Origin of the sequence: Vibrio sp. ED002 (assembly GCF_023277445.1) — a bacterium.
Taxonomy (GTDB): domain Bacteria; phylum Pseudomonadota; class Gammaproteobacteria; order Enterobacterales; family Vibrionaceae; genus Vibrio; species Vibrio jasicida.
This window is the reverse complement of the sequence record NZ_CP080238.1, coordinates 1,520,858-1,542,680: the sequence shown is the minus strand read 5'-3', so window position 1 is coordinate 1,542,680 and position 21,823 is coordinate 1,520,858. Positions and strand designations below refer to the sequence as shown.

Annotated in this window: 22 protein-coding genes; 10 read left to right on the top strand and 12 right to left on the bottom strand. The window is 44.7% G+C overall.

The window, feature by feature from the left end; all coding sequences use genetic code 11:
* Positions 1–35: 35 nt before the first annotated feature.
* The 3 genes from ITG12_RS07095 to ITG12_RS07085 form a co-directional block, all read right to left on the bottom strand.
* Positions 36–890, bottom strand: coding sequence for a co-chaperone YbbN (locus ITG12_RS07095; protein ID WP_005436922.1), 855 nt, complete (start codon positions 888–890; stop codon positions 36–38).
* 455 nt (positions 891–1,345) lie between these two features.
* Positions 1,346–2,173, bottom strand: a complete 828-nt coding sequence (locus ITG12_RS07090) for an SDR family oxidoreductase (protein ID WP_248873902.1) — start codon at positions 2,171–2,173, stop codon at positions 1,346–1,348.
* Between the two features lie 37 nt (positions 2,174–2,210).
* A complete protein-coding gene (locus ITG12_RS07085; protein WP_038865728.1) occupies positions 2,211–3,128 on the bottom strand; it encodes a TIGR01777 family oxidoreductase in 918 nt (305 codons plus the stop codon).
* A gap of 258 nt (positions 3,129–3,386) precedes the next feature.
* Here ITG12_RS07085 and ITG12_RS07080 point away from each other — a divergent pair, with 258 nt between their 5' ends.
* The 6 genes from ITG12_RS07080 (at position 3,387) to yfcE (ending at position 6,642) form a co-directional block, all read left to right on the top strand.
* On the top strand, positions 3,387–4,121 hold the full coding sequence (locus tag ITG12_RS07080; protein ID WP_038865727.1) for a DUF1538 domain-containing protein: 735 nt from the start codon (positions 3,387–3,389) through the stop codon (positions 4,119–4,121).
* Positions 4,118–4,909, top strand: a complete 792-nt coding sequence (locus tag ITG12_RS07075; protein WP_038865726.1) for a DUF1538 domain-containing protein — start codon at positions 4,118–4,120, stop codon at positions 4,907–4,909. The genes ITG12_RS07080 and ITG12_RS07075 overlap by 4 nt, the downstream gene beginning before the upstream one ends.
* Entirely contained in the window at positions 4,899–5,249 is a 351-nt protein-coding gene (locus tag ITG12_RS07070) for a P-II family nitrogen regulator (RefSeq protein ID WP_005436932.1), read from the top strand. The genes ITG12_RS07075 and ITG12_RS07070 overlap by 11 nt, the downstream gene beginning before the upstream one ends.
* Complete coding sequence (locus tag ITG12_RS07065) at positions 5,246–5,653, top strand: CBS domain-containing protein (protein ID WP_038865724.1); 408 nt, start codon at positions 5,246–5,248, stop codon at positions 5,651–5,653. Before ITG12_RS07070 ends, ITG12_RS07065 begins: the two co-directional genes overlap by 4 nt.
* A 163-nt stretch (positions 5,654–5,816) precedes the next feature.
* Positions 5,817–6,026 (top strand): hypothetical protein, encoded by a 210-nt coding sequence (locus tag ITG12_RS07060; protein ID WP_080774343.1) that lies wholly within the window; start codon positions 5,817–5,819, stop codon positions 6,024–6,026.
* A gap of 70 nt (positions 6,027–6,096) precedes the next feature.
* Entirely contained in the window at positions 6,097–6,642 is a 546-nt protein-coding gene (gene yfcE / locus ITG12_RS07055) for a phosphodiesterase (RefSeq protein WP_038877557.1), read from the top strand.
* A gap of 59 nt (positions 6,643–6,701) precedes the next feature.
* Here yfcE and ITG12_RS07050 read toward each other — a convergent pair whose 3' ends face one another.
* Genes ITG12_RS07050 through ITG12_RS07035 form a run of 4 tightly spaced genes read right to left on the bottom strand, consistent with a single transcriptional unit; the run spans position 6,702 to position 9,206 of the window.
* Positions 6,702–6,980 (bottom strand): SelT/SelW/SelH family protein, encoded by a 279-nt coding sequence (locus ITG12_RS07050; protein ID WP_005436938.1) that lies wholly within the window; start codon positions 6,978–6,980, stop codon positions 6,702–6,704.
* A gap of 23 nt (positions 6,981–7,003) precedes the next feature.
* On the bottom strand, positions 7,004–7,759 hold the full coding sequence (locus ITG12_RS07045) for a sulfite exporter TauE/SafE family protein (RefSeq protein ID WP_042602238.1): 756 nt from the start codon (positions 7,757–7,759) through the stop codon (positions 7,004–7,006).
* Between the two features lie 47 nt (positions 7,760–7,806).
* Entirely contained in the window at positions 7,807–8,322 is a 516-nt protein-coding gene (gene toxS, locus ITG12_RS07040; protein ID WP_038865718.1) for a transmembrane regulator ToxS, read from the bottom strand.
* 11 nt (positions 8,323–8,333) lie between these two features.
* Complete coding sequence (locus ITG12_RS07035; RefSeq protein ID WP_061036232.1) at positions 8,334–9,206, bottom strand: transcriptional regulator; 873 nt, start codon at positions 9,204–9,206, stop codon at positions 8,334–8,336.
* Between the two features lie 271 nt (positions 9,207–9,477).
* Here ITG12_RS07035 and htpG point away from each other — a divergent pair, with 271 nt between their 5' ends.
* From htpG to hemH, 3 genes are all read left to right on the top strand, one after another.
* Positions 9,478–11,382: a molecular chaperone HtpG gene (gene htpG, locus ITG12_RS07030; RefSeq protein WP_248873901.1), complete on the top strand. Its 1,905-nt coding sequence runs from the start codon at positions 9,478–9,480 to the stop codon at positions 11,380–11,382.
* Positions 11,383–11,700: 318 nt separating this feature from the next.
* Positions 11,701–12,345, top strand: a complete 645-nt coding sequence (gene adk, locus ITG12_RS07025) for an adenylate kinase (protein ID WP_038865715.1) — start codon at positions 11,701–11,703, stop codon at positions 12,343–12,345.
* A gap of 140 nt (positions 12,346–12,485) precedes the next feature.
* Positions 12,486–13,448, top strand: a complete 963-nt coding sequence (gene hemH / locus ITG12_RS07020) for a ferrochelatase (RefSeq protein WP_038877559.1) — start codon at positions 12,486–12,488, stop codon at positions 13,446–13,448.
* An 85-nt stretch (positions 13,449–13,533) separates the two neighbouring features.
* On the opposite strand, the gene ITG12_RS07015 is transcribed toward hemH, so the two are convergent.
* Positions 13,534–14,922, bottom strand: coding sequence for a peptide MFS transporter (locus ITG12_RS07015; RefSeq protein ID WP_038865713.1), 1,389 nt, complete (start codon positions 14,920–14,922; stop codon positions 13,534–13,536).
* A gap of 332 nt (positions 14,923–15,254) precedes the next feature.
* Between ITG12_RS07015 and rfaH the strand changes: the two genes are divergently transcribed.
* Entirely contained in the window at positions 15,255–15,755 is a 501-nt protein-coding gene (gene rfaH, locus ITG12_RS07010; protein ID WP_038865712.1) for a transcription/translation regulatory transformer protein RfaH, read from the top strand.
* Positions 15,756–15,859: 104 nt separating this feature from the next.
* On the opposite strand, the gene asnB is transcribed toward rfaH, so the two are convergent.
* From asnB to nagA, 4 genes are all read right to left on the bottom strand, one after another.
* Entirely contained in the window at positions 15,860–17,524 is a 1,665-nt protein-coding gene (gene asnB, locus ITG12_RS07005) for an asparagine synthase B (protein WP_038865711.1), read from the bottom strand.
* A gap of 229 nt (positions 17,525–17,753) precedes the next feature.
* Positions 17,754–19,343 carry a cation:proton antiporter family protein gene (locus tag ITG12_RS07000; protein WP_038877561.1) on the bottom strand — a complete coding sequence of 530 codons (1,590 nt, stop codon included), beginning with the start codon at positions 19,341–19,343 and terminating at the stop codon, positions 17,754–17,756.
* 81 nt (positions 19,344–19,424) lie between these two features.
* Positions 19,425–20,639: an ROK family protein gene (locus ITG12_RS06995; protein ID WP_038865709.1), complete on the bottom strand. Its 1,215-nt coding sequence runs from the start codon at positions 20,637–20,639 to the stop codon at positions 19,425–19,427.
* Between the two features lie 2 nt (positions 20,640–20,641).
* Positions 20,642–21,778 carry an N-acetylglucosamine-6-phosphate deacetylase gene (gene nagA / locus ITG12_RS06990; RefSeq protein ID WP_038865707.1) on the bottom strand — a complete coding sequence of 379 codons (1,137 nt, stop codon included), beginning with the start codon at positions 21,776–21,778 and terminating at the stop codon, positions 20,642–20,644.
* Positions 21,779–21,823: the final 45 nt, after the last annotated feature.

The window sequence follows — 21,823 nt, the reverse complement described above, 5'->3', positions numbered from 1 at the left end:
TTCTATTTGAGCTGTCCTGCTTTAAATCGATTCGCTTAGTACAAAATCGAGTAAAGTTGACGGCGGTACTTACTTGCCAGCGCATTGCCTTGGCCAAGTGCGCTCAAGATATCCATAAAGACTTTCTTCACTTCACCATCTTGTGCGCCTAGGTTGGTCTTAAGAATGTTCCAAAGCAGCTCTAACGCTTCTTCATCGCGACCTACTTGGTTGTACTGAACCGCAAGTTCACACGCCAATTCAATGTTATCAGGGTTTGCTGCTAGTTCTTGTTCAAGACGTTGAAGCTCTGGGCTTTCTGCTGCTTGAAGATGCAGGTCTAACTTCGCGATCAAACCTTTGTAGTAGTTGTCTTGATATTCCAGCGGAATCGCGCTTAACAGCGTTTGTGCCAATTCAAACTGTTTGGTTTCTAGCAAGCAATCTGCCATCGCCAGTTTCACGTCGCCACGGTTTTGAAGCTCTTCCGATAGCGTTTGTAGAATCGCTAATGCTTGAGCGTGCTCACCTTGTTGAAGCAATTCACTTGCTTGCTTCAACTGCATCTCATCTTGGCTTGGTAGATGCTTTTGCAGCATTGCTGTAATCGCATCAATAGGCTGAGGACCACCCATACCATCGACGGCTTGGCCGTTCATGAATAATGCGATGGTTGGTAGCACTTGCACGCCAAATTGAGAAGCAAGAGCAGGTTGCTGTTCACAGTTCAATAGAGCAAGGGTAAATGCGCCGTTGTATTGCTGAGTCAGCATTTGTAGATCAGGAATCACTTGTGCGCTTTCTGGTTGAGCGCCCGCCCAAAAGTGAATCAATACAGGCGTGTTCATTGATCCTTCAAGCGTTTCACGGAAATTTTGTTCTGTTAACTCAACGATAAATGGGGATTGCATCAGAGTATCCTTGCTTTTTGTTTCTTGTCGTTGATTGTAGATATGGAGTTGATATTTGGGAAATTCAAGCGATAGAAAGGAAAAACGCTGCCGAAGCAGCGTATTCCTGATAGCAAGCGAAAGTGCTATTAAATTTGGCTAGTCCAGCACGCTTTAGAAAGTCTTGTTAGACGTTATAGTGGTGTGCTGGGTGTGGTATCAAAATAGGATGAACATGGTCAACACTACACCCACACTAAGCCAGTTAAGCTGATTTAATGTCATTATTGTCTCGCGAAAATACAAAACAGAAAGGGTGGCGATACCAAATCTAAAGTGAGTATCCACATCGCGTTCAGGCACGATGGATGAAGATACTAACCTAGAAATTGATTCGAACATTGAGGCTTTCTTAACCTACATGCTCATAATGACATCACATTGTTACGGTAAAATTACATCGTGATAAAAATTTTTTATGCTGCTTGTCGCAAAATCTTATCAAGAATACGAGTTGGTAACAGGCGCTTCAATACCGCAAAAACTTTGGTCGGTGTGGTTATTCGGTAACGGATTTTGGGTTTATCACTGGTGAGTGCGTGAAGCACCGGCTGAATACAAGACTCAGCTGGAAGGACAAATTTGTTGTTCGACTTGTCGTTATCCAAACGCTGCTTTTGTCCTTCGTAAGCCGCTCTGTGGGCACTGTTTTCCACATCAATCCACTGCTCAAAAGCTTTTAAGGCATTTTGTCTAAACTGGGTTTCTATTGGGCCGGGTTCGATCAGTGCAACTTTGATGTTGGTGTCCATCAATTCCAAACGTAGCGTGTCTGTCCAGCCTTCAAGAGCGAACTTAGAGGCGTTATAGGCACCACGATATTTCATCGCCGCAAACCCTAGCACAGAGCTGTTTTGGATGATTCTTCCTTCACCCTGTTTGCGCATGTGTGGCAACACTTCTCTTACGAGTTGGTGCCAGCCAAAAAAGTTGGTCTGAAATTGTGCTTGAAGTGCTTCTGTCGGTAGATCTTCTAATGCGCCAGGTTGTCCGTAAGCGCCATTGTTAAACACGGCATAGAGTGTCCCCTCGGCCAGTTCCAGAGCTGTTGAAACTCCAGCAGAAATACTTTGAGGATCATTAAGAGCTAACTGAATGCAGATTAAGCCTTCACTGGTTAAGCGTTGAACGTCTTGCTCGTTGCGACACGAGGCAATAACGTGAAAGCCCTCTTTTTGTAAAGCGTGGGCACACACGTACCCGATGCCTGTAGAGCATCCGGTGATTAAAACTGACTTTTTCATAGTAAGGGGCTCACTGGGAGGTAGTGAGCCTTATGATTCAACAACTTCTGTCTTGAAGCAAGTTCTTGAGTGCGGGTTCAACTCTTGAGTAGCTGAACTTGAAACCAAGCTCGGTCAGTTTCTTAGGCTTAGCGCGAATGCTATCGAACAGTAAGCACGATGACTCTCCCATCGCCATGTTCATCACCCATTTAGGAGTAAACAGGATATGCGGTCGCTTGAGGGTTTTCGCCAGTGTACCGCTAAAAATTCGGTTGCTGACAGGGTGGGGGGCGCACAAGTTGAACTCACCATGAGCATGTGGGGTTTCAAGTAGGTACATGATAGCGCGAACCATATCCAGAATATGAATCCAAGGCATGTACTGTTTACCGCTTCCCATCGGCCCACCTACACCTAGTTTGTAGGGCATCAGCATTTTTGCCAACGCGCCTCCATTTTGACCGAGGACAACACCAGTACGAATTAAACACACTCGTGTTTGTTCAGATTCTGCACGCTTGGCAATTTGCTCCCAACGAGCACACACAGAATGAGCGAAAGCATCGCTATTCACGTGTAAGCACTCATCAAACGGGTGGTCTTGCTGGTCACCGTAATAGCCAACCGCAGAGCCGCTAATAAATACCACTGGTGGCTCGGTACTGGCGTGAATCAATTCAACGATCCGCTCGGTCACTTTCCACCGACTGTTACAAATGACCTCTTTCTGCTCCTTGCTCCAGCGTTTATCTGCAATCGGTTCGCCGGCAAGGTTAATCACCGCATCGACGTCATTGAGATCTTCAATCGAATCAAGGGAGTCGAGGTATTCTATATTACCGACATCAGCATGCTGTAGGCGTTGCTTCGCCTGCTCTGGGGTGCGAGTAAGCAGCATGACTTGATGCGTGGTAAGCAGTTTAAGTAACTCAGAGCCAATAAAGCCTGTACCACCGGTCAGTAATATCTTCATGTTATCCCTTTGATTGTAAAACTATTCAAACATTATAGTCGTTAACGGCCTAGCATGATCATTTCAATGACTTGCGTTGTCGATTTTATTATTAGTTCCTAAGCAGTTAGAAGCGTTTTGTTGTGAAGCGATGTGAAGCTCACAATTTGAATAAATGTAACAAGATGTTATTAATCATCGAGTGCGGCTCACACTTAGTTGCAGGAAACTGTGTCATGCTGACTTTAAAGGAAGATGACATTAGGGTAGGAGGCGTATATGGAAGCATTTTTTGCTCTGTTTCGAGCCTTACTCAGCAGTGCTCGCGACCTACTACCTATCGTTCTTGTTATTACCTTTTTTCAGCTCGTTGTTTTGCAAGAGCCACTCCCTAATCTTGTCTCCATTCTATTTGGCCTTCTTTTGGTTATTCTCGGCTTGACCTTCTTTATCTTTGGTTTGGAGCTTGGGTTATTCCCGATTGGCGAAAACATGGCGCAAGCTTTTGCCAGTAAAGGCAGCGTGTTTTGGCTGCTGATTTTCGCATTCTGCTTAGGCTTCGGGACAACCATTGCTGAACCAGCATTGACTGCTGTAGCGGAAGAAGCTTCGGAGGTGGCGGCTGAGGGAGGGATGATTGCCAATACTGAGCAATCAATGGAGGAATACGCAGATGGCTTGCGCTTAACGGTTGCTTTGTCGGTGGGCGTGGCGATTGTATTAGGCGTACTTCGGATTTTAAAAGGTTGGCCGATTCAGTACATGATCATCGGAGGCTACATCGGCGTTGTGATACTGACGGGATTTGCGCCGGAATCTATCATCGGTGTGGCTTACGATTCTGGCGGTGTGACGACTTCTACCATCACGGTGCCTCTGGTTACTGCTCTTGGGGTTGGGCTCGCATCGGCGATCAAAGGACGCAATCCCATGATTGATGGGTTTGGACTTATCGCTTTTGCCTCCTTGTTACCGATGATGTTTGTGATGGTTTATGGGATGGTGGTGGCATGATTTCCTTTGCGCATTTCATCGATACTTTTATCTCAACCATCACTGATGTGGTTCCTATCGCGACCATTATCTTCGGTTTTCAGTTGGCAGTGCTGCGCCGTCCAGTTTCAAACTTACCCAAAGTAATACTTGGCTTTGGTTACGTTATTTTAGGGTTATCGTTATTTTTGCTTGGTTTGGAAATGGCGCTGTTTCCACTTGGTGAAACCATGGCGACTCAATTGACTGCTCCAGCTTTCTTGCTGGAGTTTAAAGTCTCAATCGGCCAAGCCTTGAGTTGGGTTGATTATTACTGGGTGTACATCTTCGCTTTCTTTATCGGTTTTAGTACCACCATAGCGGAGCCTTCTCTTATCGCGGTGGCCATTAAAGCTAATCAAGTGTCTGGTGGCAGCATCAGTGTGAACGGGTTACGTGTTGCTGTTGCTTTAGGTGTCGCGGTTGGCATTGCGTTGGGCAGTTACCGAATCGTAGTGGGCGATCCGATTCACTATTACATCATTGCAGGTTATATCGTGGTGGTGATTCAAACCTTTTACGCGCCAAAGCTAATCGTTCCTTTGGCTTACGATTCGGGTGGCGTGACGACGTCTACGGTCACAGTGCCTTTGGTGACTGCACTTGGCTTGGGGTTGGCATCGACGGTTCCGGGACGAAACCCCATGATAGATGGCTTTGGTTTGATCGCCTTTGCCAGTTTATTCCCAATAATTTCTGTCATGGGTTATGCCCAAATCACCCAGTGGTTAAACAAAGAGACTGCGGAGGAAAAAGAGAATGCGCTTTAAACTAATACTGGCCTTTGTAGAGGATAGCAAGACCGACAAAGTGCTGGATGCGGCTCGTGATGCAGGGGCAACGGGTGCTACGGTGATTAACAACGCTCGAGGGCAAGGTTTAAACCAAAAACGCACCTTCTTTGGATTGACTTTAGAAGTGCAAAAAGACGTGTTGTTGTTTGTTGTTGAAGAGCATTTATCCAGACACATACTAGAGACAATCAGCGAGGTCGGAGAGTTCGACCAAGAGTCAGGCCAAGGCATTGCCGTACAAATTGATGTCGAGGATGCGGTTGGCGTCGCGCACCAAGTAGAAAAACTGACCAAAGTGGTAGAGGACGAATTATGAGTAATCACGAGTTAATTCGAGTCAGAGACGTGATGGCTGCAACGTATATTATTGTAGATGGGTTAATCACGGTTCATGAAGGTATTACGTTAGCGAAAAGGAGTGAAGTTAAAGCGCTGGTGATTAATAAGCGTGATAGCGATGATGAATATGGCATTGTTCTGATGAACGATATCGCTAAAAAAGTTCTGGCAAAAAATCGTTCTCCGCAACGAACCAATCTTTATGAAATCATGACTAAACCAGCACTGTCCGTCGATCCCAACATGAATGTGAAATATTGCGCACGCTTATTTGAACGATTTGGTATTAGTCGCGCACCAGTGATTGAAAATGGTGAGGTCATTGGCATGGTGAGTTACAACAACATTGTGATTAATGGTATGGCGAGAGAAGAGGTATAGGCGGCTCTTTTCGTTAATGGCTCAATAGAGGGTAAGAACGGAAACATTCTCATCACAGCGACAAATAGCAAACCGAGTAATAATTACTTATTTGTGCCATTGCATATCCGTAAACTGAGGCTTATTCTTTGAGAATTAAAGAAATAATTGAGGATGTCATGTCATGCCGCTAGTTGCTTGCCCTGTGTGCGAGAAGCAAATATCAAAACGAGCTCACACCTGTCCAGGATGTGGAGAGCCAGACCCACTAAACCACCTAGCCAAGTCTAAGTTTTTATCGATGATATTTTGGGCTGTAATCCTTGTGGGGGCCGGTTATTTTGCTTGGTTCTACTTGGTGCCAATGTTGGTTGAAATGCTTCGTAATCACTAGTTTTGTACTTTGGTTGAGCTTCTATAAGAATGCCGTAGAATACCCTCATACATTTTGAGGAGACGATGTCGTGAAACTATTTTTTGCCTCAGACTTGCATGGCTCTTTGCCGGCAACCGAAGAAACTATCCAGCTTTATTTGGCCTCTGGTGCTGACCATCTCATCTTATTGGGTGATACGTTAAACCACGGGCCAAGAAATCCAATCCCAGAAGGTTACAACCCGCCACAAGTCGCAGAGTTACTTAATCAATATAGTGAGCAGATCATCTCTGTTCGTGGTAATTGTGACAGTGAAGTTGACCAAATGCTGTTGAACTTCCCAATGATGACGGAATACGCATGGCTGCTATTGGAGTCGGGTAAGCGTATGTTCCTCACTCATGGTCATTTATACAACAGTACAAAACGCCCGCCATTGCGTGAAGGCGACATCATTGCTCATGGTCATACTCATGTTCCAGTGGCAGAGATGCAAGAAGGTGCGATCATCTTTAATCCGGGATCAATGACCTTCCCAAGAAATGGCTTGTCACGTAGCTATGGTTTGATGGAAGGCAACACACTAACGGTGCAAACGCCAGAAGGTGAAGTGTTAGCACAGACCACGATTTAATTTTGGTGTCATCGAATAAATCGGTAATTAGATAAGTAATCAAGGGGGCCATTGGCTCCCTATTTTGTATCTGAATGACCTAAATCGCGTTCTGGATCGATGATATCTCTTACGCGTTGCTTTAGGATTTTGGCTTCAGGGAAACCCCCGTCTTTTTTACGTTCCCAAATCTGGACGCCATTGCAAAAAATCTCAAAACGGCCACCCGTATCAGGATGTAAGCTGACGGTTTCAATCTCTTCACTGAATGTATGAAGCAATTCTTGCGATAGCCAAGTTGAACGCAACATCCAATTGCACTGACGACAGTAGTGAATGTCTATGATGGCTTTATCCATTTCTAATTTCCTTTCTTTAAATACTAAAGCAACAGCTTGATGCCGACTGCAAAGGTGAGGATTTCAAACGCGATTTTGATAACTCGATTGCTGTACTTTGTCGCCGCCCATGCACCTAAGCTGCCGCCTAAAAATGAACTCACTAATAAAACCGGTAACCAGGCCCAATGAATTGGCGCTCCGGCTTGTACCACTGCGACGCCACCGATACCATTCCAAAACAGACCGACACAAATCATTGTATAGGCCACCGCTTGCTTGTAGTCGTAACCAAACCAACGCACAAGGAAAAGGGTAACAAGCAAGCCAGAGCCGGCAGTCAACGAGCCATTCACTATACCAATGAACATCAAACCTAACCCGCCGACTATCCAGCCAAAGGTATCGCGATGAGTTGGTATCTCTGTCTGCCCCAACTGTTTCTTGAAGCGAGAGTAAATTCCAAGAGCTAGGATCATCGAGCCAAGCATTTTCTCTGCGATGTTATCAGGAATTTGGACAATCAAATTTGCACCAATTACAACGCCAATGCTGCCAACTAGAATCAGGTAAAGCGCAATTTTAGGCTTTATTGTTCCGGCTTTGAGGTGGGTACTCGCTGCGCCTAACCCAAGAGCCACTGATGCTACTTTATGTGTACCGAGTGCTACAGAGAAAGGCAAACCGAGAAAGATCAATAACGGAAATTGCAGCAAGCCCGCGCCTCCGCCAGAAAGCGAAGCAAGCGTATTTGCAATGAGGGAACCAAAGAAGAGGGTAAGGGTATCTAGCCAGTCCATGTCCAAAATAAAAGGGGGCATCTTGCCCCCTTATCATCGAATCAAAATTAGTTTCTAAACAGTACCGTAGAACCGTGGTTCAGGCTAGTCAGTAGTAACGTTTTTTCGTTCACGACATCAATGCGACGGCTCTGCTCGGCATCTAGCTTAAAGATTTGAGTAATGAGACGAAGTTGCGATTCAGAGAAGTCTTTGGACTGAGAGGCCGAAATATCTTTGAACTCCGCAGGCGATACCAACAAATAATTGTCGCTCACTTCCCATCGACCTTTTTCCGAAATGTTGATGGTTGACTCCGCCGTTGAGTCTTGCGCAAACAATCGAATATTTGCTACACGGATGTAGTCACCGTTTGGTAAATACTTCACGTTCGATTCTACATTGACTTTGCGTAGTGGACCTACAGTATCGTCTGGCAAGTTATCAGTGATCAGTGTGACCATGGTAGATTGCCATTCGTTTGCTGTCAGTACTTGTTCTACTTTTAGGTCACTGCCCCAATATAACCAGCCACTAAAAAGGATAGATACGGCTAAAACCGCAGATGCTATTTTAATCTTCATTTCAGCCTCCTTTAGTTGCAGATGTCTGTTGGGTCATTACGACCAGCGAAGATTCGCAGCGTCACATTCTCGTATGAATGGTCGCTATCATGAATATAGTTAAGTATCAGTTGATTGTTCTGGCCGCCAGTGGCGATAACTTCGACTGGCGAAGACTCTTCCGCATGATGCTCCACATAACGTTTGATGCACTGCTCAATGGATGGCAGCCAATCGTTCAATTGTGGGTGATTAATGGGTGTCATAACGGGGACGTTATGGTACTCACCAACTTGACGGAATTGAGACTCTGCAGGATTAGTTAGTAACAATACGCACACTGGCAATAGCAGAGCGACAATAACAAGCACGCGCGCGATCCAGTGGTTTGTTTTTGGTGCTGGTGTTGTTTTTGGTGTTTCTAATGACGCTTCAAGTTCAACAGGTGCTTCAGCAATTGTTTCCGTCGAAGATTCTGTGAATTGCTCTAAATCTACGACAGGCGCTTCGTTTTCATTCTCTGGATCATCAAGTTCAGGGAAAGAATCAGAAGACAACGGGCTTAAACGTTCAACAGAACAAATCAATTGGTAACCGCGTTTAGGGACTGTTTTTACGAATTCTGGCGATTTAGTTGAATCCTTCAACATTTTTCGCAGGGTAGAAATTGCTTGAGTTAGGCTTGAGTCATCCACCTCGAAGCCTTGTTCGCGCCAAACAAACTCATGCAACTCGTTACGTGTTAATACTTCGTTAGGTCTCTCTGCCAACAACAGGAGTATACGGCTTTCGTTGCTTCCTAATCGTACAACTTCGTTGCCACTTTGTTGGTCAGCGAGCGAATTACTATTTGGGTCAAAGACAAATCTTTGAGCAAGCAGAAATTTGGTGCCGATGTTAGTCATTTAGTTCTTCTTAGATGGATGATTCTGAAATTATAGTGATTTGCGTCACAAAAAATGGCGTACGCAAAAGGACATGTGCTCGTTTTAGATGCTTTTAGACAAATAGGATAATTAAAATTTTCTAAAAAAACACCGTTTTTAGCAATATTGACCTTGAATTTACATTTGTCAGCCACATGTTAAATGACATCGTGGTAAAGCTGTTTTTATAAGGCAGCGGTTAGGACTTTGTCATTTAAAGTCTTTTTAATTTAGAAGTTATGGAGCAAACATGAGCGACACCGTATCCCCAAACAAAGAAACTCGTGGCTTTCAATCAGAAGTAAAGCAGTTACTTCACCTGATGATCCATTCTCTTTATTCAAACAAAGAGATTTTCCTACGCGAGTTGATCTCAAATGCATCTGATGCATCAGATAAATTACGCTTCCAAGCGCTATCTAACCCAGATTTATATGAAGGGAATGCCGACCTTGGTGTAAAGCTTGCGTTTGATGAAAAGGCTAACACACTTACGATCTCTGATAACGGCATCGGCATGACGCGTGACGACGTGATTGAGCACTTAGGTACTATCGCGAAATCTGGTACGGCAGAATTCTTTTCGAAGCTGTCTGATGATCAAAGTAAAGACTCGCAACTGATTGGTCAGTTTGGTGTTGGCTTTTATTCAGCGTTCATCGTTGCTGACGCGGTGACTGTGCGCACTCGTGCTGCGGGTACTGCTGCTGACGAAGCGGTTCAATGGCAATCTGCGGGTGAAGGTGAGTACACCATTGAAACCATTACGAAAGACTCTCGTGGTACCGATATTGTTCTTCATATGCGTGAAGAAGGTAAAGAATTCCTAAATGAATGGCGTCTGCGTGATGTCATCAGTAAATACTCTGATCATATTGGTATTCCAGTTGCAATTCAAACCACTGTTCGTGATGACGAAGGTAATGAAACGGGTGAGAAGAAGTGGGAGCAAATCAACAAAGCTCAGGCACTTTGGACCCGCAGCAAGTCGGATATCTCTGAAGAGGAGTATCAAGAGTTTTACAAACACGTTTCTAATGATTTCGCCGATCCGCTTACGTGGAGTCATAACCGTGTAGAAGGTAAGAACGATTATACCAGCCTGCTTTACATCCCAGCGAAAGCGCCATGGGATATGATGAACCGCGACCATAAGTCGGGTCTAAAGTTGTACGTGCAGCGTGTATTCATCATGGATGACGCTGAGCAGCTTATGCCATCTTACTTGCGTTTCATCCGTGGTTTGATTGACTCGAATGATCTGCCATTGAACGTGTCTCGTGAAATTCTTCAAGATAACAAGGTCACTCAGTCACTTCGCAACGCATGTACCAAGCGTGTACTTACTATGCTTGAGCGTATGGCGAAGAATGATGATGAAAAATACCAATCATTCTGGAAAGAGTTCGGCCTTGTCATGAAGGAAGGCGTTGCAGAAGACATGGCAAATAAAGAGAAGGTTGCTGGTCTATTGCGCTTTGCGTCTACCGAAGTGGACTCTGCTGAACAAACCGTTGGTTTGGCTTCTTACATTGAACGCATGAAAGAAGGCCAAGATAAGATTTACTACCTAACGGCAGACAGCTACGCAGCCGCGAAGAACAGCCCGCACCTAGAGCAGTTCAAAGCGAAAGGCATCGAAGTTATCTTGATGTTTGACCGCATCGATGAGTGGCTGATGAACTATCTAACCGAATTTGATGGTAAGCAATTCCAATCGATTACCAAAGCGGGTCTTGATCTGAGTAAGTTTGAAGACGAAGCAGAAAAAGAAAAGCAGAAAGAAACGGAAGAAGAGTTTAAGTCTGTAGTTGAGCGAACTCAGTCATACCTTGGTGACCGCGTAAAAGAAGTTCGTACGACTTTCAAGCTTGCTACTACGCCTGCAGTTGTCGTGACTGACGATTTCGAAATGGGTACACAGATGGCGAAGCTTCTTGAAGCGGCAGGTCAAGCAGTACCAGACGTGAAGTACATCTTCGAAATCAACCCAGAGCACGCACTTGTTAAGCGTATGGCAGATGAAGCCGATGAAGAAGCATTTGGTCGCTGGGTGGAAGTGTTGTTGGGCCAAGCGATGCTGGCTGAACGAGGTTCGATGGAAGACCCGACGCAATTTGTCGGTGCCATCAACAAGCTTTTGACTAAGGTTTAATAACCAAACATCAATGAAAAGCTCGCGAAATGCGAGCTTTTTGTTTGTAAACGCATAGATTCACACTTTGAGTGTTGAGTTAGTAATCAATAAAACTCGAAAGCAGGCATCGCTAACATTCTTTAGTCTTAATCTGCTCATTGCTTAGTGAACCTGTGTTAGAATCTCGAACTTGAATGTGAGTAATAAGGCGTGTATTTTGGCTCGCCTAAACATTATACCGAAACTTATCGTTGCGACTGCCTCGACGGGTTGCGGCCCAAGAAGCCAGCTATTGTGAGCTTCGGTATAAATCTTAAATATTAAAGAGGATAAATCATGCGCATCATTCTTCTAGGTGCTCCAGGTGCTGGTAAAGGCACACAAGCAAACTTCATCATGGATAAATACGGTATTCCACAAATCTCTACTGGTGATATGCTTCGTGCTGCTATCAAAGCAGGTACAGAGCTTGGCAAACAAGCTAAAGCTGTTATCGACGCTGGTCAGCTAGTTTCTGATGAAATCATCCTTGGCCTTATCAAAGAGCGTATTGCTCAAGACGATTGCGCGAAAGGTTTCCTACTAGATGGTTTCCCTCGTACTATCCCTCAAGCTGATGGTCTAAAAGCAATGGGTGTTGATGTCGATTACGTAATCGAATTCGACGTTGCTGACAGCGTAATCGTTGAGCGTATGGCTGGTCGTCGTGCACACCTACCATCAGGTCGTACTTACCACGTTGTTTACAACCCACCAAAAGTGGAAGGTAAAGATGACGTAACTGGCGAAGATCTTGTTGTACGTGATGACGACAAAGAAGAAACAGTACGCGCACGTCTGGGTGTTTACCATGAGCAAACTGCACCACTTATCGAGTACTACGGTAAAGAAGCAGAAGCAGGTAACACTAAGTACCTTAAGTTTGACGGTACTAAGCAAGTTGCAGAAGTAAGTGCAGATATTGAGAAAGCACTAGCATAATTTGCTAGCGGCAAAATTTAATATTTTGATATATTTAAAAGCGACCTTAGGGTCGCTTTTTTTATTCAGCTTGTTTGAACGGTGAACCAATTTCTTATACTCATCGTACAATCAACGCCGTTTACCATGAATAGGATGTTATGAAAAACAATAATAAGCAAGGGGTGTTACTGGTTAACCTTGGCACTCCCGATGAGCCGACCGCACCGGCAGTAAAGCGTTTTCTCAGTCAGTTCCTTCATGATCACCGTGTTGTCGATATGACTCGTTGGCTGTGGTGCCCAATCCTTCACGGTATTATTTTGCCAGTACGCGCGCCGAAAGTTGCAAAACTCTACCAATCTGTATGGATGGAAGAAGGCTCGCCTTTGATGGTGCACTCTAAGCGACAAGCAGAGAAGCTCGCAGTCGCGTTAGACATGCCTGTGGAATTAGGAATGACTTATGGTACCCCAAGTCTTCTAAGTGGTTTTGAAGCCCTGCAAGCGCAAGGTGTCGAAGAAGTGGTCGTGTTGCCGCTATATCCGCAGTATTCGGGGACGACGACAGCTGCAGTCTCTGATGGCATGACGAAAGCGTTCAAAAAAATGCCAGTGATGCCAGAATTTAGTTTTATTTGTGATTATCACAACCACCCCAAGTACATCGCAGCATTAGCGCAATCAGTACGTGAACATTGGGAAGAGCATGGGAAAGGGGAGTACCTGCTGTGTTCTTACCATGGTATTCCAAAGCGCTATGCCGACAATGGTGATATCTACCCTAAACATTGTGAAGAAACGACGCGATTGCTAGGTGAAGCATTAGGGTTAACTGATGACCAGTTCGGTATGACGTACCAGTCTCGATTTGGCCGTGAAGAGTGGTTACAACCTTACACCGATAAAACGTTAGAAGTATTACCAAGCCAAGGTAAGAAGAAGTTAAGTATTCTAACGCCTGCATTCTCGTCAGATTGTTTGGAAACGTTGGAAGAGATTTCAGAAGAGTGCCGTGAGATTTACCTTGAAGCAGGCGGGGAGAGCTTTAGCTACATCCCTTGTTTAAACGACAATGATATGCACATTGATATGATGGTCGATTTGGTGCGTTCTAAGCTTTAATCTTTCAAGCCTTCGAGCTTCTGTTTTGTTTACAGGGAACAAAAAGGGTCGCGATTGCGACCCTTTGTTTTATTTGTACGTTATATTAAGCAACTTGAGTTTGTTGCTCTTCAATTTGTTCTGCTGTGCTGTGTGTATTTTCTGCACCGTGCATCCAACGAACTAGCGTGTTAGAGAACAACAGTAGAATTACACCAGAGATAGTCGCTGTTACTGCAATACCACTGAAGATTGCTAGTGCACCTAGCTCACCAACGTGAGAACCAACATAACCTGCAACGTAGTTTGCGATCGCGTTACAGCCAAACCATGCACCCATCATAAGTGATGCAAGACGTAGCGGAGCTAGCTTAGTTACTAGAGATAGACCAATAGGAGATAGGCACAGTTCACCCAACGTATGGAAGAAGAATGCACCTACTAGCCATAGCATTGATGTTTTAACCGCAGTATCACCACCTTGCTCCATAACGGCACCAACCATACATAGGAAGCCTAGTGCTAGGAAGAACATTGCGAAGGCAAACTTCATTGGCGAGTTAGGTTCACGTTTACCCAGCTTCACCCATAGAACGGCTAATACAGGTGCAAGAGTAATAATGAAGAATGGGTTTAGTGATTGGAACCACGCAGCAGGCACTTCAAAACCACCGATCATACGATCTGTGTATTGTTGTGTGTAGATGTTCATTAGACCGCCGGCTTGTTCGAAGCCCGCCCAGAAAACGATAGTGAACAAGCTCATCACAAGGATAACTTTGATTCGGTCGACTTCTTCTTTAGTTAGAGGCTCTTTCTTCGCAGATTTTTTAATCGCTAGGTCACGTTTTGCTGCTGGTACACGGCCAATATCACCTAACCAAGATTGAGCCATGGTCATTTGCATCACAAGGCTGACAATCATACCAACACCAGCGGCAACGAAACCGGCTTTCCAACCAAATTCATTGGTTACTGAGCCAGATACCACGCCTGCAAGTAGTGCACCTAGGTTAATACCCATGTAGAAGATAGTGAATGCGCCGTCACGACGGTTATCACCTTCGTTGTAAAGGTCACCAACCATTGTTGAGATGTTTGGCTTAAATAGACCGTTACCACAAATAAGCAGAGCAAGACCCAGGTAGAAAGTGTGTAGAGAGCCAAGACCGAGCGCATCAGCTGGCATTGCTAGCGTAAATTGGCCGATAGCCATTAATGCACCACCAATGAGGATCGAACGGCGTTGACCTAGATAGTTATCCGCAAGGTAGCCACCAATAAGCGGGGTGATGTAGACAAGTCCAGTATAGATGCCGTAAAGGTCTAGGGCATCTTTAGTCGACCAGCCAAGGCCACCGTTCATGGTTGTGTCAGTAAGATAAAGTACTAGAATGGCGCGCATTGCGTAGTAAGAAAAGCGTTCCCATAGTTCTGTACCGAACAATAAGAACAAGCCACGTGGGTGACCAAAGTATTGATGTTGGTTTGACATAAGCTCTTCTAATAGTAGTTATTACATTTTTTAACGAAATCTACGTATACATGGCAATTTTATGTCTGACAAACAATAAAATTTTATGTGACGATTCATTTACCTTATGAAACGACTGCTTAGCGTTGAAATGGCGGGGTTTTTGTCGGTGATTTGGTCGTGTTACAAACTTACTTTTCATTTTTACCTATAGACTTATTTTCTTAAGCTGATGAAAAGGTGTAAGTTGTATGTGCAATATAAAGTGGCTTATTGATAGGTTACTTGAATGTCCATGACTCACCTTGGGCTTAATGCTAGGATGAGAGAAAAATATAATTGGCTAGTAAAAAATGAAACGTTGGTATTTACTTTATTGTAAACGTGGAGAACAAGTTAGGGCAAAACAGCACCTAGAAAACCAGGGTGTAGAATGTTTTTACCCAACTGTTGAGGTCGAAAAGATCTTACGGGGTAAGCGACAGAAAGTCGAAGAGCCGTTGTTCCCGTGTTATGTATTTGCTCGATTTGATTATGAAAAAGGCCCTAATTTCACCTCAGTACGTTCTACACGTGGTGTTGTGGATTTTGTGCGTTTTGGTGCGCAGCCTAAAGAAATCCAAGGTGATCTGGTTTTTGAGCTTAAACAGCTGGAAACCTGCACAGACGATCATTCTGATTCTGAATGTATGCCACAGCCTGGTGATGAGGTTCGAGTTAAAAGCGGGCAGTTTGCGGGTATAGATGCCATCTTCCAAGAGCAAGATGGTGAGAAGCGCTCAATCATGTTAGTGCAGATGATCACTAAGCGAGTGCCGGTAAGCATAGACAATAATGACCTCGATTTAAAATAACCAACAGTCATTCTGGTATAAAAAAAGAGGTGCTTTTGCACCTCTTTTTGATCTTTGTGCCTAAAGACTGAAAGGCAGCTGGTGGAGCCAGCCCTACCTTAGAATCAATATGCGTCGTTATGAACGGCTTGCACAGCACGTCCTGATGGATCTACACAGTTTTGGAAAGACTCATCCCATTCAATCGCTTTCGCTGAAGAACACGCTACTGAAGGGCCTCCAGGAACACATTCAGCTGCAGAAGGTAGCGGGAACAGCTCTTCAAAGATCTCGCGGTACACATAACCTTCTTTTGTGGTTGGTGTGTTGTAAGGGAAACGGAACTGCGCTGTTTCCATTTGCTGGTCAGTCACTTTCTGCTCAGCCACTTCTTTTAGAGTATCGATCCAGCTATAGCCTACACCATCAGAAAACTGTTCTTTCTGACGCCATGCAATTGACTCTGGTAAGTAGTGCTCGAAACACTCACGTAGAATGTGTTTTTCCATTTTACCGTTGCCACACATCTTGTCTGCTGGGTTCAGGCGCATTGCAACGTCAATAAATTCTTTATCTAGGAATGGAACACGGCCTTCTACACCCCACGCCGCTAGTGATTTGTTAGCACGTGCGCAGTCAAACATGTTTAGAGCGAGAAGCTTACGTACCGTCTCTTCGTGGAACTCTTGAGCGTTTGGTGCTTTGTGGAAGTATAAGTAACCACCGAAAATCTCATCCGCACCTTCGCCAGACAGTACCATCTTGATGCCCATTGCTTTGATCTTACGACCCATAAGGAACATCGGAGTAGAAGCTCGAATCGTTGTTACGTCATACGTCTCAATGTGGTAAATCACGTCACGAATGGCATCCAAACCTTCTTGGATGGTGTATGTCATTTCATGGTGAACCGTACCAATTTGGTCAGCAACTTCACGAGCAGCTTTCAGATCGGGCGCACCTTCTAGGCCGACAGCGAAAGAGTGCAGTTGTGGCCACCAAGCTTCAGACTTCTCATCATCTTCAATACGCATCGCTGCAAAGCGTTTCGCTACCGCAGACGTAATAGAAGAATCTAGACCACCTGAAAGAAGTACACCGTAAGGCACGTCAGTCATTAGTTGGCGCTTGACCGCTGCTTCTAGAGCTTCAGTCAATTCTTCTTTGCTAGTGCTGTTACCTTGTACGGCTGCGTATTCATTCCAGTCACGAGTGTAGTAGCGTTGAGGCTCTGCATCTGCACTGCCGTAGTGACAACCTGGAGGGAACTCGCTCACGGTCTTACATACTGGTACTAGTGCTTTCATTTCTGAAGCAACATAGTAGTTGCCGTGCTCATCGTAACCTTGGTAAAGCGGGATGATACCGATGTGGTCACGGCCCACTAAGTATTCGTCTTTTTCTTCATCGTAAAGTACGAATGCGAAAATACCGTTTAGTTCTTCAAGAAGGTCTGCGCCCATGTCTTGGTATAGCGCTAGGATAACTTCACAATCTGAATCGGTTTGGAATTCGTATTTGCCTTCGTAGCGAGCACGAATCTCTTTGTGGTTGTAGATTTCACCGTTTACAGCAAGGATGAGTTTTTTATCAGGGCTGTATAGTGGTTGCGCACCACTATTTAGACCAACGATCGCTAGACGCTCATGCGCAAGAATTGCGCGTTCTGATGAGTAGATTCCAGACCAGTCTGGACCGCGATGACGAAGCTTTTTCGACATCTCAAGTGCGATAGGGCGCAATGCTGCTGCATCACTCTTAATGTCTAAAATGCCAAATACTGAACACATACAACATCCTTTTTAAACTAAACAATTTTTAATCGGTATGGCTTCAATTTGCCATTGTGAGTAAAAAAAGCAACGTTTTATGATTAAAAAAATGATAAAAAGGCTTGTCTATTAGATGGTGTTTAAAATAAGTCTTGTTTTGATGAATGAGATTAAGGTTTGGTATAAAAAACACACAAAAAAGCCCTCTTATTGTTAGAGGGCTCAATAAAAATATTGTTTTTGATGCTTATTTCATCGGGGTGAACTGAGGTTGAAGTTGCTCGCAAACATGACGCGCAAAACCGCTACCGGCTTCACTATAAATGTTCAGCGCCGCATCAACACCACTTTCTAGTAATCCTTCTAGCTGATCGGGATATTCAGCAATCGCTGCAATTTGGCCTTTATATTTTCGGCTTTGTAGTTGCTCTAATGCGGTTTGGTTTCCTTGGTGATGTGGCATCGCCAGTAAGACCAACTTTACATTGGCTGTATCTAAAATTCGTTCCCAGAAATCGGGGTCGGTCGCGTCGCCAGAAATTACATTGCGTCCTTCAGAACGGTGTTTATGCGCTGCTTCTTCACGGACTTCTACACCAAGAGAAATCTTGCCATAGCGAGAACGCAACTCATCGTAGGCACCAGTGCCAATTCGGCCCATACCTAAAATCAGGACTTGAGCATGGCCCGGGTTGATAAGTTGGTCGCGTTGATTGAGCTTTTCGGCTGCTGTTTCTTGTAGCCATTTCCCAGAATGCTGGTAGATCTGGTGACCCAAGCGGTTCAATGGTGCAGAGATAATGAAAGAAATGGAGACGGCAACTGCAATCGCAGCAAGCATATCACTTGGCATCCAACCCATTTTGTAGGCCAATCCACCGACGATCAAACCAAATTCACTGTAGTTGAATAATGATAGTGATGTCAGAAGTGAGGTACGTACGCGGAATTTGAAATAGTTGATGGTTAGGAAGTAAAGCAGACCTTTAATTGGCAGTAGTAAAATAAACAGCAACGCCAAACCAATGCCTGTGAAGCTCAGAGATGCCGACAAACCAATATTCAAGAAGAAGCAGACTAAGAATAGTTCTTTCATATTGAATAGAGATTTGGATAATTCAGATGCTTTACGGTGTCCTGCCAAGAGCATACCGAGGATAAGAGCACCGAGGTCAGGCTTCATACCAACAAGCTCAAATAGGCCTGCGCCAACGACTAACGCAAAGAAGATACCGAAGAGAACCAGCATCTCGCCATGGCCTACCTTGTCTAAGAGTTTATAGAACAATGGACGAAGAAGAGGCAATGCAAACAAACCTATCGCATACCACTCCGGAATTTTACCCGTTGAAGCGGTAAGGAAAACCACGGCAAAAATATCCTGCATAACCAGAATACCAATAGCGAGGGTCCCGTAGGTCGCGTTCATCTCACCTTTTTCTTGTAGTGTCTTAACGGCAAATACAGTACTGGAAAATGATAAAGCAAAAGCGAGAAGTAGAATTTGCGTGCTATCCATGCTTGTCAATGAGGATAAGCCGAGCAGTTTTAGTCCAATAAGAACAAGCGCAAAGAAAAGAGTTGAAAGAACGTTGTGCGCCGTGGCTCCTCCCCAAATTTCTTTAGAGAGTAGGGTTTTGACATCTAGCTTTAAGCCAATTGTAAAGAGGAGAAGCGTAACACCAAGATCTGCAAGGGTAACAATGACGTCATTACTTTGGTAACCAAACGCGTGCAAGCCAAAGCCGGCAAGTAGAAAGCCAACCAATGGAGGAAGGTGGCATTTGAGCGCAATAAAACCGGCGATGAAGGCCGTTGTAATTAGAATAATTTCCATACTGTTGAGCTATATTCCTGATATACAAAAACGGGCTGTGAAATCACAGCCCGAGATTGTAACTCAATTGGTTGTATAAACTTAGTCTTCTAGTAACTTTTGTAACAAAACTCCGTTCAACATGGCGCGTTTAATCATCGCAAATGCGCCCATTGTTGGGTGCTTATCAATATGAGAAGCAACAATTGGAAGTTCGTTATGGAAGGTCTTCAAAGATTGGTTTTCTACGTTTCGTTGAATCGCTGGGAAGACAATTTCTTCAGCGGCAGTAATGTCACCAGCAATGACAATTTTTTGTGGGTTGAATAAGTTGATGGTAATTGCAATCGCTTTACCAAGTTGATTACCCACACGAACCAGACTTTGTTTCGCCAGTTCATCACCATTCATTGCGTGGTTACAAACATCTTCAATCGTGATGTGTTCAAGCTGAGTTAAACTAGATTCGTAACCTTGTGCAATCAGTTTTTTCACACGTTGAATGATTGCTGGATTTGCCGCTACGGTCTCTAAACAACCAAAGTTACCGCATTGGCATTGCTCACCGAGTGGGTCAATTTGGATGTGTCCGATTTCGCCTACGTTGCGGTTAAAGCCCAAGAAAACTTGACCATTTACGATGATGCCCGCACCAGTACCGCGGTGAACACTGACCAGAATTGAGTCTTGGCAATCTTGGCTTGCACCAAAGTAGTGTTCAGCCAGAGCCATACCACGTACATCGTTACCAACGAAACACGCAGTATTGAACTTCTCACGGATGATTTCGCCAAGCGCTAAGTTATCGATATCTGTGTTTGGCATGTATTCAACAACACCTGTAGTTGGGTTTACCAAGCCAGGTAGGGTGATGCCGATAGCAATAAGTTGGTCGATTTTGTCTTGGCAGCGATTTACGAAGTCTTTCAACAGATCAATCAAACCAGCGATCAAGTCAGCCTGATTGGTGTAGTGAAGTTCGTGCTGGTCTTCTGCCAACGCCGTGCCACCTAGATCGTACAAACTAAATTGCACGTAGTCTCGGCCTAATCGCACAGCGATAGAGTGGAAGGGTTTTACCTCAGTGGTCAGCGATATCGCTCGGCGACCACCGGTAGATGCTTGTTGCGCGACCTCTTTAATTAAGCCGCGCTCTAAGAGTTGGCGGGTTATTTTGGTAACACTCGCAGGGGCGAGCTGACTAACATCCGCGACTTGAATACGGGAAATTGGACCTTGTTGGTCAATCAGCCTGTATACCGCAGCGCTGTTAAGCTGTTTTACTAAATCTACATTACCAATCTGTCCGCCATTCATGCTTAATTTTGCTCGTATTGTCCGTTAACAACCGTCGCTTTTACATTGAAGTCACGATCGAAAATAGTCAGGTTTGCCACCATTCCTTTTCGAACTCGGCCAAGACGTTCCTCAACACCGATTGCGGTTGCTGGGTACAGTGTAGCCATTCGTAAAGCTTCGTCTAAAGCGATGCCTGCGTGCTCAACTGTATTCTGAACTGCTTCTATCATAGTCAGAGCTGAGCCGCCTAATGTGCCATTTTCATCAACACATTTACCATCTCGGTAATATACTTTCTTACCAACAAAAATAAAGTGATCCATGTTAGCACCTGCTGGAGCTGTGGCATCCGTCACCAAAACAAGCTTTTCACCCTTGATTTTATGAGCAATTCGGATGTTTGCGTAGTCTACGTGAAAACCGTCAGCAATGATGCCGGCGTAAACTTCCGGAGTGTCATAAATCGCACCAACAACACCAGGTTCACGGCCAACCATTGGCGTCATTGCGTTGAATAGGTGAGTAGCAAAGGTGATACCTGCTTCAAAACCTTCACGCGCTTCTGCGTAAGTAGCATTTGTATGGCCGATTGATACGACGATACCTGCCGCTTTGAGACGTGCTATGTGCTCAGGATCATTTTGCTCTGGTGCTAGTGTTACTTTTGCTACGAGATCTGCATTCGCACAAATAAGGTCAATCATGCCGTCGTCAGAAGGGCGGATGAAGTCCACGCTGTGGATGCCTTTCTTCGCAACGTTAAGGTAAGGACCTTCAAGGTGAAGACCTAACGATTGGTTTTGGTATTTGTTGTGGTATTCACGAGCCGCAGCAATCGAAGCACGCATGTCTTCGTCTGAAGACGTGATAAGAGTTGGTAGGAAGCTAGTACAACCCGACTTTAGGTTGGCTTCGTGCATGATTTGCATGGTTTCAGGTGTGATTTCGTCGTTTAGCATCACACCGCCACAGCCGTTTAGCTGAAGGTCAATAAAACCAGGGCTTAGATTTGCACCGTCCAGATCTTTGATCTCAATACCTTCTGGTAATTGAGTTACTGGCACAACTGATTGAATCTGGTCATTGTCGATGATGACCGCATGATCGGTAAGAACATCACTACCGGTATAGATTTTACAGTTACTTAGCGCGTACATAGTCAGCTAGTCCTTATAGATGAGAATTCATTTTCTGTCCCGTTA